The sequence below is a fragment of the Ornithinicoccus hortensis genome (assembly GCF_006716185.1).
GTDB classification, from domain to species: Bacteria; Actinomycetota; Actinomycetes; order Actinomycetales; family Dermatophilaceae; genus Ornithinicoccus; species Ornithinicoccus hortensis.
The window spans coordinates 1,251,310-1,268,026 of sequence record NZ_VFOP01000001.1 but is presented as its reverse complement, the minus strand read 5'-3'; the positions used below and the strand labels follow the sequence as shown (position 1 = coordinate 1,268,026).

Here is a 16,717-nt window from a genome sequence, read left to right as displayed (position 1 = left end):
GGGTCAGGACCCCAGGGCCCGCGTGACCACCGGCGCGATCGCCCGCATCCCCGTCTCACCCATCACGATCGTGTAGTGGTTGACGTCGGAGACCTCGATCATCTCCAGGCCGGGGTACTGCGCGGTCCAGTGCGCGCGGGCAGCGTCCGGGTAGAGCGGTGGGACCTCGTCCATCAGCCCCCGCGGCGCGACCAGCCAGGTGGCGTCGTGGCGCAGGTGGGCCAGCGCGGTGAGCAGGGAGTCGCCGTCGACGAGTTCGCGGATGTCCTCGTGCAGCGCCGCGACAGCGGTGGCGGGCCGCAACCGCGGTTCCTGGCCGACCAGGTCGTAGTCCACGTAGTCCTGCACCAGGTCGGTCCAGCCCCCGGCGAAGGCGGGGTGCTCACGGAAGAACTGCCGGTAGGACTCGCGGTCCGGGAACTCCATCTGCAGGCGGTCGGCGGCCGGTCCGAGGACCGCCTGCGCCAGCTGGTCCGGGGACACCCCTTCCGGGGGGAGCAACGGCATACCGCCGTCGACCAGCACCAGGGAGCGGACCCGCTCGGGGTGCCGGTCGGCGAGCACCAGGGCGACGAAGGCGCCCATCGAGTGCCCAACGATGACGGCCTGCCCGATGCCGAGGGCATCCATGGCCGCGGCCACGTCGTCCGCGTGGGAGGGCATGCCGTAGGGGGCCGGCAGGTCGTTGGAGCGTCCCCGGCCGCGCAGGTCGGGGGCGACGACGCGGACCTCCGGCAGCGCCTCGGGCAGCAGCGGCCAGGCGAGGTGACTGGAGGTGATGCCGTGGATCGCGACCACGGTGGGCGCTTCGGCGGCGCCGGAGGCAGGCTCCCAGACCCCGAGGTGCAACGTGCCGCCCCGGACGTCGACGTCCTCCGAGCGGTAGCGGTCGGGGGCTGCGCCGCCCGACGGGATCGGCTCTGGGGTGGGTGTCATGGGGACTCCTTGTCCGTGTCGTGCGCGGTGTCCGGGGCGCTCAGCGCCACCTCGATCAGGTCCATCAACGATTCGAAGACCGGCTCGGGCACGCCGGCGGGCTGGTCGGAGTTCTCCTGCTCCCACAGCACCCACCGCATACCGATCAGTTCGCCGGCACCCATCAGCGCCCAGGCGGCCACGGTCGGGTCCAGCTCGCGCACCTCGCCCCGTGCCTGCGCCGTGCGCAAGCCCGCGATGTAGCCCTCGACGATGCTGGCGTAGTGGGCGCGCATCGCCGACGGCGCGACGAACTCTGCCTGCCGGATGATCCGGTAGAGCGCCGGGTGCTCGGCAGTGAACCGGAAGTAGGCCCGGAACCCGGCCCGCTCGGCCTCGATCCGGGTCGATGCCTCCGAGGAGGCCACCGACATGGCCTGCCGGACCCGGTGGTTCAGGTCCCGCACGACCTCCTCGAAGATCTCGGTCTTGCCGGGAAAATAGAGGTAGAAGGTCCCCAGCCCGACACCCGCCTCCTCGGTGATCTTCACGATGGAGGCGTCGTGGAAGCCCAGGGTGGCGAACACCTGCTCGGCGGCGGCCAGGATCTTGGCCCGGGTGCGGGTGCCCCGGCTGGTGCGGGGTGCTGAACTCACCGTGTCTCCTGTCGTCCGGTCGACGCCGCGAGCGCCAGTTCCCGTGCCCGGACGCGGTCGACCTTGCCGAGCGTCACGTAGGGCAGGGTGTCGACGACGCGCACGACGGCGGGCACCTTGTATGCCGCGAGCTGGCTGCGGACGTGCTCGATCACCTCGGCCTCGTCCCCGGCGACCCCGGCCCGGCGCACGACGAGCGCGACCCCGACCTCACCCCAACGGTCGTCGGGCACCCCGACGACCGCGACGTCGGCCACGAACGGCAGCTGCCGCAGCACCTGCTCGACCTCGGCCGGTGAGACGTTCTCTCCCCCGGAGATGTAGATGTTCTTCAGCCGGTCGACGATCTTCAGGTACCCGTCCGCGTCCCGGGTGGCGACGTCGCCGGTGGCCAGCCACCCGTCGCGCCAGGCGTCCCGGGTGGCCTCCTCGTCGCGGAAGTACCCGGCGAACATGCCAGGACCACGGACCAACAGCTCGCCGGTGCCTGGTCCGTCGAGGTGCCGGCCCGTCGCCGGGTCGGCGATCGCGACGTCCACGTGCGGGTAGGGCTTGCCGGCGTAGCCGACCCGGGCGTGCGCGTCCTGCGGGGGGACGCAGAGCACGTTGGGCCCGGCCTCGGTGAGGCCGTAGCCCTGGGTGAGCGCGACGCCGCGGGCGTGGTAGGTCCGCAGCAACGGCGCCGGCATCGGGGCACCGCCCACGACGGCGCTGCGCATCCGGGAGAAGTCGGTGGTGGCGAAGTCGGCGTGCTCGGCCATCAGGAGGTACTGCGTCGGGACGGCCATCATGGTGGTGATCCCGCGGTCCGCGATCAGCCGGAGCGCCCGGCCGGCGTCGAAGGTGCGCTCCAGCACCACGGTCGCCCCGTGCCACCAGGCCAGCAGCGGTTGGATGTTCCACCCGCCCACGTGGAACTGCGGGAGCACGGCCAGCACGACGTCCTGCTCGGACAGGCCCAGGGTGCGGGACAGCGACAGGTTGGTCCACGAACACGTGGCGTGGGTGAGCACGGCGGCCTTGGACCGGCCCGAGCTGCCGGAGGTGAACACCATGAGCAGGGGGTCGTCGTCCCGGACCGGACCCGGTATGCCGGGGGTCGGCTCCGTGTCGTCGCTGCGCCACGGGGCGGGTGGGTCCGCCTCGACACCGGACTCCCCCAGCCGGGCGGTCGGGACCCGTGCGGCGAGCCGCCGCACCGCCTGCTCGCCGCTGGTGGCGAACTCCTCCTCCACCAGAAGCACCGCGGGGTCGGCGTGCTCCAGTTGCGCGGTCAGCTCGGCGACGGTCAGCCGCCAGGACATCGGCACCAGCACCAGGCCGGCCTTGGCGCAGGCGAAGAAGACCACGACGTGGTCCGCGGTGTTGCCGGTGAGCGTGGCGATCCGGTCGCCGCGCCGGTAGCCGGCCCCCCGGAGGGAGGCCGCCAACGCCTCGGCCCGGCGCTCCAGCTCGCCGTAGCCCAGCTCGATGCCCCGGTCGACGACGGCCACCGCGTCGGGGCGCACCCTGGCGCGGTCGGTGGTCCACCGACCCAGCGTGTGGGCACCCGCGGCGCTGCTCGTCACGGTTCTGCCACGACGTCGGTGATGGGGGCGTCGTCCTCCTCCGAATCGTGGCGCCGACCCGTCACCTTCCCGGCGGCACCGGCGATGCCGCCGGGGACGAACATCACGACCAGGACGAAGAGCGTGCCCAGGATGAACATCGGCTCCGAGAGCGGGATGCGGAGCACCGCCGGGAGGTCCCGGATCCAATCCGAGGACGCGAGCACCGCCAGGCGCTGGGTGAGCACGACGTAGACCACCGCCCCGGCGATCGCGCCCCAGCGGGACCCGACGCCGCCGAGCACCACCATCAGCAGCAGCGAGATGGTGAAGTCAGCCGAGACCGCGTGGGGGACGGCGCTGCTCTGCAGCAGCAGGTAGATCATCCCGACCCCGCCGGCGATGGTGGCCGCCGCGACGAAGATCACCAGCTTCACGGCATACGGCTGCATGCCGAGGACGCGGACCCGCAGCTCGTTCTCCCGGGTCGCCTCGGCGACGTGCCCGGCGCGGCAGGACTGCACCCACAGGACGAGCAGGTAGGTGAGCACGAGCGCGACGAGCGCCAGCCAGTAGACGTTGCGGGTGTCCGAGACACCGACCAGCCAGTCGGGGACGTTGGCCGTGTTCAGCGACAGGCCCTCCTCCCCGCCGGTCAGCTTGCCCGGGTCCCGCCGGGCCAGCACCGAGCCGGCCTGCGCGAAAGCCAGGGTGACCATCGCGAACGGAATGCCGGTGACCCGGAGGCTGATCGCGCCGAACACATGGGCCAGCACGATCACGATGACCATCGTCAGGCCCATCGCCGGCAGCAGCGGGATGTCCCACTGCCGCAGCACGATGCCGAGGCCGTAGACGCCGGCACCGAAGTAGAGGGCGTGCCCGAAGGAGAGCAGTCCCGCCACCCCGAGGAGCAGGTGGTAGCTGAGCGCCACGGCCGACATGAGCATCGCCAGGGCGAGCATGTGCAGCGCACCGGGCTGGTAGGTCGGGCCGGGCAGGATCCCGGGGATGGTGATGTTCAGCAGCGGCAGGCAGGCCATCAGCACGACGAGGAGGATCCCGCCGCCGGTGCGGATCACGGTGGAGCGGTCGAAGGTCATAGTGCCTTCCTCCCCATCAGACCCGAGGGTCGGGTGAGCAGCACGACCGCCAGGAGCACGACGACCGCGAAGTCGCCGGTGCCCGACAGGTAGTAGTTGGCGAACTGCTGCAGGAGCGCCACCAGGACCGAGGCGATGGCCGCACCGGTGAGCGACCCCAGGCCCCCGATCACGGTGACGATGAACGCGAAGATCAGCAGGGTCTGGCCGAGGACCGGGGACACGTACCCGAAGTAGTGCGACGCGAGCACCCCGCCCAGCCCGGCGGCCGCGCCGCCGATGGTGAACACCAGGGTGAAGGCGCTGCGCACGTCGATGCCGAGCGCCGTGACCATGGAGCGGTTCTCCACGCCGGCCCGGATGATCATGCCGAACCGGGTGCGCTTGAGGAAGAGCACGATCGCCAGCAGCACGAGGACGGCGACGACGATCGAGACGAACCGGTCGTTGGGCACCCGGGCCCCGAGGACCGTCGTGGTCTGGTCCAGCCAGCCCGGGCCGCGCACGAAGGTGGGGTCCGTCCCCCAGATGCCGTCGAAGAGCGCGACCACGGCGAGCGCCAGACCCACCGTGACCAGGACCTGCTCGATGTGCCGGTTGTAGAGGCGCTGCACGAGGAACCGTTCGGTCAGTGCCGCGAAGGCCGCTCCGGCCAGCGCCCCGACCACCAGGGACAGCGCGAAACCGCCCCAGGAGGTGGCGCCCACCCGCGAGGCGACCTCCCAGCCCAGGAAGGCTCCGAAGCTGAGGAAGACGCCGTGCGCGAAGTTGAGCACGCCCATCAACCCGTAGATCAGCGAGAGCCCCGAGGAGACCAGGAAGTAGATGGCACCGAGCCCCAGCCCGGTGATCAGCAACAGGACGATGGTGCTCACGCGCTCTCCCCTTCCCCGCCGTGGACCCCCAGGAAGCGCTGGGTCAGCCGGTCGTCCTCCAGGAACTCCCGCGCGTCCCCGTGGTGCACGCTGCGCCCCCCGGTGAGCACGACGACGTCACGGGCCAGGTCCCGGACCACCTTGAGGTTCTGCTCCACGAGCAGCACGGGGGCCACCTCGGCGGCGGTGGCCAGCACCCGGCCGACCTCCTGGACCAGCCGGGGCGAGAGGCCCTTGGTGGGTTCGTCGATGAGCAGGACCGCGTTGTCGTTGATCAACACCCGCCCGAGGGCGACCATCTGCTGCTGGCCCCCGGACAGCGTGCCCGCGGCCTGGCCCCCACGCTCCTTCAGCTCCGGGAACACCTCGTAGACCAGGTCGTAGCGGTGCTCGACGCCGGGGCGTTCGGCGATCCGCAGGTTCTCGGTGACGGTCAGCGCAGAGAACACCTCACGGTCCTCGGGGACGTAGCCGACCCCGAGCCGGGCGACCCGGTGCGGTTCCAGCCCGTCGATCCGCTTCCCCGCGAGGGTGACCTCGCCGGTGCGCTCGACCAGCCCCATGATGGCCTTGATCGTGCTCGTCTTCCCCACCCCGTTGCGGCCGAGGAGGGCGGTCACGCCGGTGGCGGCCACGTCGAGGTCGACGTGCTCCACGACCTGCTGCCCGCCCGCCCGGGCACTGAGGCCCCGGACGGTCAGGACCGGCTCTGCGGTCGTCATACGGTCTCTCCCAGGTAGGCGCTCTGTACGGTCGGGTCGGCCATCACGGCCTCCGGCGTGTCCATCGCCAGCAGGGTGCCGAAATGAAGCACCGCGACCTCCTGGACCAGGCCCAGCAGGACCTCCATGTGGTGCTCGACCATCAGCACGGTGCGGCCGTGGTCCCGGTGCAGCCGGGCGATGATGTCGGTGAGGGCCGGGACGTCCCCGGAGGCGACGCCGGCCATCGGCTCGTCCAGCAGGACCACGCTGGAGTCGGTGGCCAGGAGCATCGCGATCTCGAGCTTGCGCTTGTCGCCGTGCGGCAGGTCGCCGGCCCGGTGGCGCAGGCGGCGACCGAGACCGACCTCCTGCAGCAGCTCCCTGGCCCGACCGGTGGCGTCGTCGCCCGCCCGGGGGAACCGGACCAGCGACAGGGCGCCGCCCTGCTCGGCCTGGCTGGCGAGCCGGACGTTCTCCAGCACCGACAGGCCCGGGAACAGCGAGGACGTCTGGAACGTCCGGCCCAGGCCGGCACGGGCCCGCTGGGTCACGCTGCTGCCGGTGATGTCCCTGCCGTGCAGGTGGATCGTGCCCTCGGTGGGCGGACGCACCCCGGAGATGAGGTTGAACAGCGTGGTCTTGCCCGCGCCGTTCGGGCCGATGACACCCACGATCCGGCCGGAGCCGACCTGGAAGGAGATGTCCTGCAGGATCCTCGCGCCGCCGATCTGCAGGCCTACCCCACGGACCTCCAGGGCCGGTGTCCCGGCCCCGGGGTCCGTCCCGGCGGTGGTGGGGTTAGGGCTGCTGTCGGCGGCGCCGCCGACGTCGGTCACTTGCCCGTGGCCTCCGGCGGCGCGACGTCTGCGCCCGGGACCACGTCGATCAGCTCGGGGACCCAGCTGTCGCCGTCGGCGACCAGCTTGGCGGTGTACATGTCCTGGATCAGGGCGTGGTCGCTCTCGCGGATCGTGTACTCCCCCTTGGGTCCGTCGAAGGTCCACCCCTCCAGGGCGGCGATCATGCCGTCGACGTCGTCACCCTCGGCCACCGCCTGCACGATCATCTGGCCGGCGACGAACCCGTCGGGGCTGAACAGGTCGGGGGTCTCGCCGGCCTCCTCGATGGCCGCGACCATCGTGTCGTTGATCTCGTTGTCGGGGGCGCCCGGGAAGTAGTGGTTGAGGAAGCTGATGTGCTCCGCGACCGGGCCGTAGGCGTCGAAGGTGACGCTGTCGCCCAGGCCGGTGACCACGGGGGCGACGTCGAACACCTGCTGCTGCTCCAGCGACTGCCACATGTTGGCGGAGGAGGCACCGGCCCACGCGACGAAGATCATGTCGGGGTCGGCGTCCACGAGCTGGGTGGCGAACGGGGTGAACTCCGTCGCGTCCTCCGGGACCAGCACGCTGCTCACCTCGGCGCCCTGGGCACCGAGGATCGCGTCGACGGCGGCGAGGTTGCCCTGCCCGAAGGCGTTGTCCTGGGCGAACACGACGACCTTCTGGGAGTCCCCCTCGAGGAAGGAACCCGCCGTCGCGACGTCCTGCAGGCTCTGCCGGCCGGAGCGGAAGGTGTAGTCGTTGATGCCGGTCAGGCCGTCGACGGCGGCGGGCCCGGAGATGTAGAGGATCTCGTTCTGCTCGGCCTGCTCCGCCATGGCCATGGCGATGCCGGAGACGATCGTGCCGCCCAGGATCTGGTACTCCTGCCCGATCAGGTCCTTCGCCGCGGCGATGGCGGTGTCCTGGTTGCCGGTGTCGTCCCGGTAGGTGATCTCGATTTCCTTGCCGTTGATCACCCCGGTGCCCTCGGTGGCGTAGTCGATGCCCGCCTCCAGGCCGGCCTTGTACTGGGCCCCGTAGGCGGCCAGCGGGCCGGTCTCGGAGTAGATGATGCCGACCTTGACGGTCTCGGTGGGCTCGCCACCGGCGGCAGCGGTCTCGCTCCCGGCGTCGCCGCCGGCCGAGCCGTTGTCACCCTCACCCGAGTCGTCGGACTCGGACGGGGCGCAGGCGGAAAGGGCGAAGGCGGTGACCGCCGCGAGGGCGATGAGGCGCGAGGAACCCACGGAAAACTCCTTTGTCGGCGAGCTAACCTGAAAGACGATTCAGGTTTCGGGTACAAGGTAGATGGCTTCCCGGGAATGTGTCAACGTGGGGTGTCGCAAGGCCGCTGTGTCGGTGCCCGCTGGGATGGTCTGGGTATGGAGATCCAGTGGGTGGCCGTGGTGGTGGTCGTGGCGTGCGTCCTCGGTATGACGACGGGCTGGCTGCTCGCCCGGGCGTCGGGAACGGCACGGCTCGCCCGCGTCACGGCCGAGCGCGACGTGCTCGCTTCCCAGGTGCGCACGATGCAGGCCTCCGACGAGGAGGACCGCCATACCGCCGCCGAGCTGGCACCCCTGCGCCGCACCCTGGACCGGGTGGAGCAGCAGGTGCAGGCCCTGGAGCGGGACCGGCTGGAGCAGTTCGGCCAGGTCGGCGAGCGACTCGCCGAGGTCGCCGGCACGACCGCTGACCTGCGCAGCGAGACGGCGAGCCTGGCCGGCGCGCTGAACTCCTCCGGCATCCGCGGGACCTGGGGCGAGCAGCAGCTGCGCCGGATCCTCGAGCACGCCGGCATGCTCACCCGCTGCGACTTCGACGAGCAGGTCAGCTCGGTCAGCGGGCACGGGGCACGGATCCGCCCCGACGCGGTGGTGTGGCTGCCCGGCGAGCGTTCGCTGGTGATCGACAGCAAAGCCCCCATGACCAAGTTCCTGCAGGCGCAGGCGCCCGAGCTCTCCCCCGCCGACCGGGCCACCCTGCTCGGCACACACGCCGACGCGGTCCGCCGGCACGTGGACTCGCTCGCCGACAAGGCGTACTGGACCGCGTTCACCACCGCTCCCGAGATGGTCGTCTGTTTCGTCCCCAGCGACGCCGTCCTCGCGGCGGCGCTGCACGCCCAGCCGGACCTCTACGACCACGCCCAGTCCCGCAAGGTCGTGCTGGCCTCGCCGGCCACGCTGCTCGCCCTGCTGCGGGCCGTGGCCTACGGGTGGCAGCAGCAGGCGCTCACCGACAACGCCCGCGAACTGCTCGCGCTCGGCCAGGAGCTGCACCGCAGGCTGGCCACCCTGGGCAAGCACGTCGGGGACATGGGCGGGGCGCTGCGCCGCTCGGTGGAGGCCTACAACAAGATGGTCGGCGCGCTGGAGAGCCGGGTGCTGGTCACCTCCCGCCGGATGCAGGAGCTGGGCGTCGCCGAGGCGCCGGTGCCGACGGTCCCGCCGGTGGAGGAGACGCCGCGGCCCGTGACCACCGCCGAGTTGCTCCTCGGGGAGCTCGACGAGGTCGCCGGGCCCGGGTCGGCGGACCCGGAGGCGGCGATCGAGGACGCCCTGGCCCGCCGGTCGGAGCGGGGCGGCCAACGCCGCTCGGGGTGACGGCGGGCCGCAGCCCGGCGGGCAGGAAGGCACGCCGGGTGGCGCTCCGGCGGGCCTACTCCTCGCTGAGCTGCCGCAGGAAGGCCTGTCCCCGCTCGCTGCTCGGGTGCTCGAGCACCTCCTTGGGGGTGCCCTGCTCGACGATCTGCCGGTCGGCCATCAGGACGACCCGGTCGGCCGCCCGCCGGGCGAAGCGCATCTCGTGGGTGACCACCACCATCGTCATCCCGGCGGTAGCCAGCTCACGCATCACGTGCAACACCTCGCCGACCAGCTCGGGGTCCAGCGCCGAGGTCGGCTCGTCGAACAGCATGACGGCCGGGTCCATCGCGAGCGCCCGGGCGATCGCCACCCGCTGCTGCTGCCCGCCGGACAGGCTCTCCGGGTAGGCGTCGGCCTTGTCCACGAGCCCGACCCGATCGAGCAGCTCGAGCGCCCTGCTCCGGGCCTCCTTGGCGGACCGGCCGAGGACGTCCCGCTGGGCCATCATGATGTTGCTGGCCACGGTCATGTGCGGGAACAGGTTGAACGACTGGAACACCATGCCGATCCGGGACCGGATCCGGTTGATCGTGCCCTCCGCGTAGGTGAGCTCGTCCCCGTCGATGGTGATCGTCCCCTCGGAGATCCGCTCCAACCCGTTGATGCACCGCAGCAACGTGCTCTTGCCGGCACCGGAGGGCCCGATGAGCACGACGACCTCACCGGGGAAGACGTCGAGGTCCACCCCGTCGAGCACGACGTTGTCGCCGAACCTCTTGACGATGCCGCGCATGCTGACCAGGGGTTGTGCCGACGGGGACTGTGCGCTCATGCGGCGACCCTCCGATGCTTGTTCAGGCTGCGTTCGAGCCGGTTCACCACGAAGGTGAGGATCAGCACGATGACCAGGTAGTAGACCGACACCATCAGGTACATCTGCAACGGCTCGTAGTTCTGCGCCTGGAGGTTCTGGGAGGTCTTGAACAGCTCCCTCATCCCGATGAAGGACACCAGGGAAGAGTCCTTCACCGCGATGATGTACTGGTTGCCCAACACCGGCAGCGTGGTCCGCAGGGCCAACGGGGCCTGGACCCGTCGCAGGGTGTCGCGTCTGCCCATGCCCAACGAGCGGGACGCCTCGACCAGTCCCTTGGGCACCGACTGAAAGCCGGACCTGAAGATCTCGGCGATGTAGGCCGAGTTGTGCGCGGCCAGGGCGAACGATCCGGCCCAGAACGCGTCCAGCCGGAGGATCTCGGAGATCCCGAAGTAGAGCACGAAGATCTGCGCGATCAGCGGGGTGCCGCGGATCAGGCCGATGTATGCGGTGGCCAGCCAGCGCAGCGGAGCCCACTTGCTCATCACCATCCAGGCGATGACGGCACCCAGGACCATCGCGATGACCAGGGCCACCGCGGTCAGCCGCAACGTGATCAGGCTGGCATCGAGGAACAGTGGTGCGTACTCGACGAACCTGTCGATGAAGCTCATGCGCCGGGCTCAGTCACCGCTGGTCTGCTCGGCGTCGTCGCCGGGCCCACCGGAGGCGCCCTCGAGGATGTCCACGCCGAACCACTCCTGCGAGATCTCGGTGTAGGTGCCGTCCTCGATGATCGTGGCCAGCGCCTCGTTGAGCTCGTCGAGCAGCTCGGTGTTGCCCTCACGCACCGCGAAGGCGGGCTCCTCGGTGTAGAGCGGGTCGCCGCAGGCGCGCAGGTCCCGGCCCGCCTGGTCGATCTGGTAGAGCCCGACCAGTCGGTCGGTCATGCCGCCGTCGAGCCGGCCGACCTCCGTGTCCTCCAGCGCGGTGATGTCGGAGGAGAAGGTGACGATCTCGCCGACCCAGTCCTCCTCCTGGAGGAAGGTCTCGTAGGTGGTGCCGGTCGCGACCCCGATGGAGGGGCTGTCCAGCTGCGTCGGGTCCTGGCAGTCGCTGTCGTTGGTGACGAAGACCTGGGCACCCGAGGTGTAGTAGGGGTCGCTGAAGTCGACCTGCTCGTCCCGCTCGGGGGTCGGGGTCATCGAGGCGATGAGCACGTCGTAACGGTCGCTCTTGACGCCCTGGATCAGGCTGTCGAACGCCCCGGTCTCGGTCTTCAGTTCGAGCCCCAGCTCGTCGGCGATGGCCGCGGCGATGTCGTAGTCGAAGCCGGTGAGCTGGTCGCCCTCGAAGTGGCTGAACGGCTGGAACTCACCGCTCATCGCGACCACCAGCTCCCCGTCGTTGAGCAGCTTGGCGTCACCCCCACCACAGGCGGTCAGGGTCAGGGCCGCCGTGGCGACCGCGGCCATGGCGCCGACGCGGCGCACCGTCTTCTGGGTCTTGCTCATGTCTGTTCTCATCTCCTCGGTCCCGGCCCCGTCGTGCCCCGGCACGGCGCTGGGGCGGGCTCGTCGTCGCTGTCGCGGGCAGCCCGACGTGGACATCGGGCCCGGCCTCGCCGGCAGGACGACGTCTTTGAACCTAGGGAGAGGTCCGGGCAGGGTCAAACGGGGAGGGAGCCGCTCGACAGCAGGCCTTGGGTGCGCTATCGCGCGCGCCTTGGGGCCGGTGGGAGCCCGCGGTCATCGGGCTACGGGAGGGCGGAAACTTTTATCAACCCGTGACCGAGGCCGGTCAGTGCAGCGACCCGGCGTCGTGCCGGATCTTGACTGCTTCCTTGCCGTCCCGGGCCTTGAGGTCGCGCCGGATCTCGTTGGGCAGGGCGAACAACAACGACTCCTCGGCCGCGGTCACCGCCGACACGTCCTCGTAGCCCCGCTGGGCCAACCAGTCGAGCACGTCCCGGACGAGCACCTCCGGCACGCTGGCCCCGCTGGTCACGCCGACCGTGGTGACACCCTCGAGCCAGGCCTCGTCGATCTCGTCGGCGTAGTCGACCAGGTGGCCGTCCTTGGCGCCGTGGTCCAGGGCGACCTCCACCAGGCGCACCGAGTTGGAGGAGTTGGTGGAGCCGACCACGATCATCAGGTCGCACTCGCCGGCCATCTGCTTCACGGCCACCTGACGGTTCTGGGTGGCGTAGCAGATGTCGTCGCTGGGCGGGTCCTGCAGCTTGGGGAACTTCTCGCGGAGCCGGCGCACCGTCTCCATCGTCTCGTCGACGGACAGCGTGGTCTGGGACAGCCAGACCACCTTCTCCGGGTCACGGACCTCCACGTCGTCGACCTCGTCCGGACCCTGCACCAGGATGATGTGCTCGGGCGCCTCGCCCGCCGTACCCTCCACCTCCTCGTGGCCCTCGTGCCCGATGAGCAGGATGTCGAAGTCGTCGCGGGCGAACCGGACCGCCTCCCGGTGCACCTTGGTGACCAGGGGGCAGGTGGCATCGATCGTCTTCAGGCTCAGCGCCTTGGCCTCGGCGTGCACCGCCGGGGACACCCCGTGGGCGGAGAAGATGACGGTCGCGCCCTCAGGCACCTCGTCGGTCTCGTCCACGAAGATCGCGCCGCGCTTCTCCAGGGTCCGCACCACGTGCTTGTTGTGCACGATCTGCTTGCGGACGTAGATCGGCGGTTCGTACAGGTCCAGCGCCTTCTCCACGGTCACCACCGCCCGGTCGACGCCGGCGCAGTATCCACGCGGCGCGGCCAACAGGACCCGCTTGGCCCCCGCCTCGGCGGTGGCCCCGGGCACGGTCACGGTGCTGGGGTTGGTGGTCGGGGAAGTCACCGCTCCAGTGTAGGTCGAGGCCCCCGTCGAAACCCAGCCGTCCCAGACCAGGGCTCTTCGCAGGCCTCGCGCGCGCGATCCCCCGCGCGCGCCCGCTGCGTAACACCACGAACATGGTTGCGAAGGGGGTCCCCCCGCCCAGCGGAGACGTCACCGCCTCGTAACGTCGTGCCACGTCCAGTCCTCAACCCCTGCGGGAGATGCATGGCTCTGGTCGTTCAGAAATATGGTGGTTCCTCGGTCGCCGATGCGGAAGGGCTACGTCGGGTAGCCCGTCGCGTGGTGGCCACCCGTGAGGCGGGCCACGACGTCGCCGTCGTGGTCTCCGCGATGGGGGACACCACCGATGACCTCCTCGATCTGACCCGACACATCACCGACAGACCCACGGCCCGTGAGCTCGACATCCTACTCACGGCCGGGGAGCGGATCGCCATGTCGCTGCTGGCCATGGCGATCCACGAGTACGGCCAACCCGCCGCCTCCTTCACCGGCGTGCAGGCGGGACTGCGCACCAACGACGAATACGGCCGGGCCCGCATCATCGAGGTGAGCCCCGACCGCATCCGGCAGACCCTCGCCGACGGTGCGGTCGCGATCGTCGCGGGCTTCCAGGGCGGCTCACCCGAGGACGACGTGACCACGCTGGGCCGGGGCGGCTCGGACACCACGGCCGTGGCCCTGGCGGCCGCGCTGGGGGCCGATGCCTGCGAGGTCCTGACCGATGTCGACGGGATGTTCTCGGCCGACCCGCGCATGGTGCCGACCGCCCGACAACTCCCCGTGCTGTCCACCGAGGAGGCGCTGGAACTGTCCGCCCACGGGGCGAAGGTGCTGCACCTGCGCTCGGTGGAGTACGCGCGACGCCACGGCGTCCCGCTGCACGTGCGCTCCAGCTTCACCGACCTACCGGGGACCTGGGTCACCGACGACGAGCGCGTCGTCGCCCGGTCCCGTCCCGAGACCCATCCCACACAGGAGGATGCGATGGAAGAACCCCTCGTCCGAGGCCTGGCCCACAGCCGGGACCAGGCCACGGTGACCGTGGTCAACGTCCCCGACGTCCCGGGCCGCGCCGCCGCGATCTTCTCGGTGCTCAGCGATGCGGTGACCGCCCTCGACATGATCGGGCAGACGCACACCGCCAGCGATACCGGTGTCATCGACTTCTCGTTCGCCCTCCCCCTGGAGGACGCCCGCCGCGCCGCGACCGCCCTGCGGGAGCAGCAGACAGACCTGGGCTTCACCCGGGTCTCCGTCGAGGAGCGGGTGGCCAAGCTGTCCATCGTCGGATCCGGCATGCGGTCCTCCCCGGAGGTCCCGGCCAGGCTGTTCGACGCGTTGAGCGGTGAGGGCATCACGGTGCACCTGATCTCGACGTCGGAGATCAGGATGTCCGTCGTCGTCGACGAGTCCCAGCTCGAGCGTGCGGCCCTGGCGGTGCATACCGCCTTCGATCTCGACCTGGAACTCGACGCGGACGGCATACCGCTGGACGGCAGTCCGCGGGCCCTCGCGCACGCCGGGAGCGGCCGATGAGCACGCCGACCGCCACCGGGAGCCGACCGACCACCCGTCCGGCGTCCCCGCTGATCCGCCACCCGCACGTCGACGACGGGGCGCAGATGTGGCGGGTGGCGCGGGACTCGGTCCGGTTGGACCTGAACCCGCCCTACGCCTACATCCTGTGGGCCAGGGACTTTCACTCCACCTCCGTGGTCGCCGAGGTCGACGGCGCGGTCGTCGGCTTCGTCACCGGTTACCTGCGTCCGGAGGAGCCCACGACCCTGATGGTCTGGCAGGTCGCCGTGGACCGGTCCCAGCGGGGACAGGGCCTGGCCGGCCAGATGCTGGACGAGCTGGCCCGGCGGACCGGCGCCTACACGCTGGAGACCACGATCACCGCGGACAACCCCGCCTCGCGACGCCTCTTCGAGGCGTTCGCCGCCCGCCACGCGGCACAGCACAGCGTGTCCGGGCTCTTCGCCACGGAGCACTTCCCGGACGACCAGGACTGGAAGCCCGAGCAACTGCACCGGATCACCCCCCTTCGCACCACCGCACGATCCCACCACCAACCGGGCGTCGACGCCCGAGCTAGGAGTCACTCGTGACGGACACCATGACCATCCCGGACACGACGGGCACAGACGTCTTCGAGGACCGCGAGTCGGTGGTCCGGAGCTACTGCCGCAACTGGCCGGTCGTCTTCGACCGGGCTTCCGGAGCCGAACAGGTCACCGAGGACGGCGACCGCTACCTGGACTTCTTCTCCGGGGCCGGCGCGCTGAACTACGGGCACAACCACCCGGCCCTCAAGACCGCCTTGCTGGACTACCTCTCCGAGGACCGGGTCGTGCACTCGCTGGACATGTTCACCGTGGCCAAGCGGGACTTCCTGCGGGCCTTCGAGGAGACGGTCCTGCGGCCCCGCGGGTTGGACTACCGGGTCCAACTGCCCGGGCCGACCGGCACCAACGCCGTCGAGACGGCCCTCAAGATCGCCCGCAAGGCCACCGGTCGCACGGATGTCGTCTCCTTCACCAACGCCTTCCACGGGATGACGCTGGGCTCGCTCGCGGTGACCGGCAACTCGATGAAGCGGGCCGGCGCCGGCACCCCCCTCTACCACTCCTCCACCGCCCCCTACGACGACTACCTGGACGGGTCCACACCCGACTTCGCCTGGCTGGAGCGCGTCTGGGCGGACGGCGGCTCCGGCCTCGCCCTGCCCGCGGCGGTCATCGTCGAGACGGTGCAGGGCGAGGGCGGGCTGAACGCCGCCCGACCCGAGTGGTTGCGGGCCCTGGCCGACCTGTGCGCACGGTTCGGCGTGCTCCTGATCGTGGACGACGTGCAGGCCGGCTGCGGCCGGACCGGTCGCTTCTTCTCCTTCGAGGAGGCCGGCATCGTGCCGGACATCGTCTGCCTGTCCAAGTCCCTCTCCGGCCTCGGGCTGCCGTTCTCCGTGACACTGCTGAAGCCGGAGCTGGACCTGTGGGAGCCGGGAGAGCACAACGGGACGTTCCGCGGGTTCAACCCCGCGTTCGTCACCGCGACCGCCGCGCTGCGCGAGTTCTGGTCCGACGACACCTTCGCCGCGCAGGTGCGGGAGCGGGGTGCCCAGCTCCGGACCGGCCTGGAGCAGATCTCCGCCCGAGTGCCGGGCTCGGCCTACCGTGGGCGTGGCCTGCTGGCCGGACTCCGGTTCGAGGACCCCACCCTGGCCGGGCGGGTCGCGACCGAGGCGTTCGACCAGCACCTGTTGGTGGAGACTTCTGGTGCGGACAGCGAGGTCGTCAAGGTGATGCCCCCGCTGACCGTCACCGCGGCGGAACTGCAGCGCGGGCTGGACATCCTCGACCGGTCCGTCCGCTCCGTGCTCGCCGTGGCGGCCTGAACACCCCACCACGAGAGGACACCGATGAAGGTCATCAACCTGCACGACCTGGACGGCACCGAGCACGACGTCGAGCACGGCAACTGGCGCAGCCGCCGGTTCGTGCTCGCCAAGGACGGGGTCGGCTTCTCCTTCCACGACACCGTGCTCCGGGCCGGGACCGAGACCGAGATGTGGTACGCCAACCACGTCGAGTGCGTCTACGTGTATGCCGGACACGGCACCCTGGTGAACCGGGAGACCGGGGAGGAGCACCCGCTAGGCCCCGGCACCATGTACCTGCTCGACGGGCACGAACGGCACACCCTCCGCGTCGTCGAGGACATCCACTGCGCCTGCGTCTTCAACCCACCGGTCACCGGGCGGGAGGTCCACGACGAGCACGGGGTCTACCCCCTGCTGACTGAGGACGGTGATCCGGCCTGACCCGGC

General features: G+C 70.8%; 17 protein-coding genes. 5 read left to right on the top strand and 12 right to left on the bottom strand.

Annotated features, from left to right (window positions below; translation table 11 throughout):
• Positions 1–3: 3 nt before the first annotated feature.
• From FB467_RS05960 to FB467_RS05925, 8 genes are all read right to left on the bottom strand, one after another.
• Complete coding sequence (locus FB467_RS05960) at positions 4–936, bottom strand: alpha/beta fold hydrolase (protein WP_141784282.1); 933 nt, start codon at positions 934–936, stop codon at positions 4–6.
• Complete coding sequence (locus FB467_RS05955; protein WP_141784281.1) at positions 933–1,571, bottom strand: TetR/AcrR family transcriptional regulator; 639 nt, start codon at positions 1,569–1,571, stop codon at positions 933–935. The genes FB467_RS05960 and FB467_RS05955 overlap by 4 nt, the downstream gene beginning before the upstream one ends.
• Positions 1,568–3,139, bottom strand: coding sequence for a class I adenylate-forming enzyme family protein (locus tag FB467_RS05950; protein WP_141784280.1), 1,572 nt, complete (start codon positions 3,137–3,139; stop codon positions 1,568–1,570). Before FB467_RS05950 ends, FB467_RS05955 begins: the two co-directional genes overlap by 4 nt.
• On the bottom strand, positions 3,136–4,221 hold the full coding sequence (locus FB467_RS05945) for a branched-chain amino acid ABC transporter permease (protein WP_141784279.1): 1,086 nt from the start codon (positions 4,219–4,221) through the stop codon (positions 3,136–3,138). Before FB467_RS05945 ends, FB467_RS05950 begins: the two co-directional genes overlap by 4 nt.
• Positions 4,218–5,096, bottom strand: a complete 879-nt coding sequence (locus tag FB467_RS05940; RefSeq protein ID WP_141784278.1) for a branched-chain amino acid ABC transporter permease — start codon at positions 5,094–5,096, stop codon at positions 4,218–4,220. Before FB467_RS05940 ends, FB467_RS05945 begins: the two co-directional genes overlap by 4 nt.
• Positions 5,093–5,818: an ABC transporter ATP-binding protein gene (locus FB467_RS05935; protein ID WP_141784277.1), complete on the bottom strand. Its 726-nt coding sequence runs from the start codon at positions 5,816–5,818 to the stop codon at positions 5,093–5,095. Before FB467_RS05935 ends, FB467_RS05940 begins: the two co-directional genes overlap by 4 nt.
• Positions 5,815–6,555: an ABC transporter ATP-binding protein gene (locus tag FB467_RS05930; RefSeq protein WP_170230842.1), complete on the bottom strand. Its 741-nt coding sequence runs from the start codon at positions 6,553–6,555 to the stop codon at positions 5,815–5,817. Before FB467_RS05930 ends, FB467_RS05935 begins: the two co-directional genes overlap by 4 nt.
• A gap of 77 nt (positions 6,556–6,632) precedes the next feature.
• Positions 6,633–7,871, bottom strand: a complete 1,239-nt coding sequence (locus FB467_RS05925; RefSeq protein WP_194288294.1) for a substrate-binding domain-containing protein — start codon at positions 7,869–7,871, stop codon at positions 6,633–6,635.
• Between the two features lie 135 nt (positions 7,872–8,006).
• Here FB467_RS05925 and FB467_RS05920 point away from each other — a divergent pair, with 135 nt between their 5' ends.
• Positions 8,007–9,230 carry a DNA recombination protein RmuC gene (locus FB467_RS05920; RefSeq protein WP_141784275.1) on the top strand — a complete coding sequence of 408 codons (1,224 nt, stop codon included), beginning with the start codon at positions 8,007–8,009 and terminating at the stop codon, positions 9,228–9,230.
• Between the two features lie 55 nt (positions 9,231–9,285).
• Here the strand turns inward: FB467_RS05920 and FB467_RS05915 are convergent, their stop codons facing one another.
• From FB467_RS05915 to FB467_RS05900, 4 genes are all read right to left on the bottom strand, one after another.
• On the bottom strand, positions 9,286–10,044 hold the full coding sequence (locus FB467_RS05915; protein ID WP_141784274.1) for an amino acid ABC transporter ATP-binding protein: 759 nt from the start codon (positions 10,042–10,044) through the stop codon (positions 9,286–9,288).
• On the bottom strand, positions 10,041–10,703 hold the full coding sequence (locus FB467_RS05910; RefSeq protein WP_141784273.1) for an amino acid ABC transporter permease: 663 nt from the start codon (positions 10,701–10,703) through the stop codon (positions 10,041–10,043). Before FB467_RS05910 ends, FB467_RS05915 begins: the two co-directional genes overlap by 4 nt.
• 9 nt (positions 10,704–10,712) lie before the next feature.
• Positions 10,713–11,543: a transporter substrate-binding domain-containing protein gene (locus FB467_RS05905; RefSeq protein WP_170230586.1), complete on the bottom strand. Its 831-nt coding sequence runs from the start codon at positions 11,541–11,543 to the stop codon at positions 10,713–10,715.
• 286 nt (positions 11,544–11,829) lie between these two features.
• Positions 11,830–12,855, bottom strand: a complete 1,026-nt coding sequence (locus FB467_RS05900; protein WP_425325847.1) for a 4-hydroxy-3-methylbut-2-enyl diphosphate reductase — start codon at positions 12,853–12,855, stop codon at positions 11,830–11,832.
• A gap of 234 nt (positions 12,856–13,089) precedes the next feature.
• Between FB467_RS05900 and FB467_RS05895 the strand changes: the two genes are divergently transcribed.
• The 4 genes from FB467_RS05895 to FB467_RS05880 are packed head-to-tail and all read left to right on the top strand — an operon-like array spanning position 13,090 to position 16,711.
• On the top strand, positions 13,090–14,424 hold the full coding sequence (locus FB467_RS05895; RefSeq protein ID WP_141784271.1) for an aspartate kinase: 1,335 nt from the start codon (positions 13,090–13,092) through the stop codon (positions 14,422–14,424).
• Positions 14,421–14,999 (top strand): diaminobutyrate acetyltransferase, encoded by a 579-nt coding sequence (gene ectA / locus FB467_RS05890; protein WP_141784270.1) that lies wholly within the window; start codon positions 14,421–14,423, stop codon positions 14,997–14,999. Before FB467_RS05895 ends, ectA begins: the two co-directional genes overlap by 4 nt.
• Before the next feature lie 8 nt (positions 15,000–15,007).
• The gene (gene ectB / locus FB467_RS05885; RefSeq protein WP_141786490.1) at positions 15,008–16,285 is read left to right on the top strand and encodes a diaminobutyrate--2-oxoglutarate transaminase; all 1,278 of its coding nucleotides are present in this window, start codon (positions 15,008–15,010) and stop codon (positions 16,283–16,285) included.
• Between the two features lie 24 nt (positions 16,286–16,309).
• Positions 16,310–16,711, top strand: a complete 402-nt coding sequence (locus tag FB467_RS05880) for an ectoine synthase (RefSeq protein ID WP_141784269.1) — start codon at positions 16,310–16,312, stop codon at positions 16,709–16,711.
• Positions 16,712–16,717: the final 6 nt, after the last annotated feature.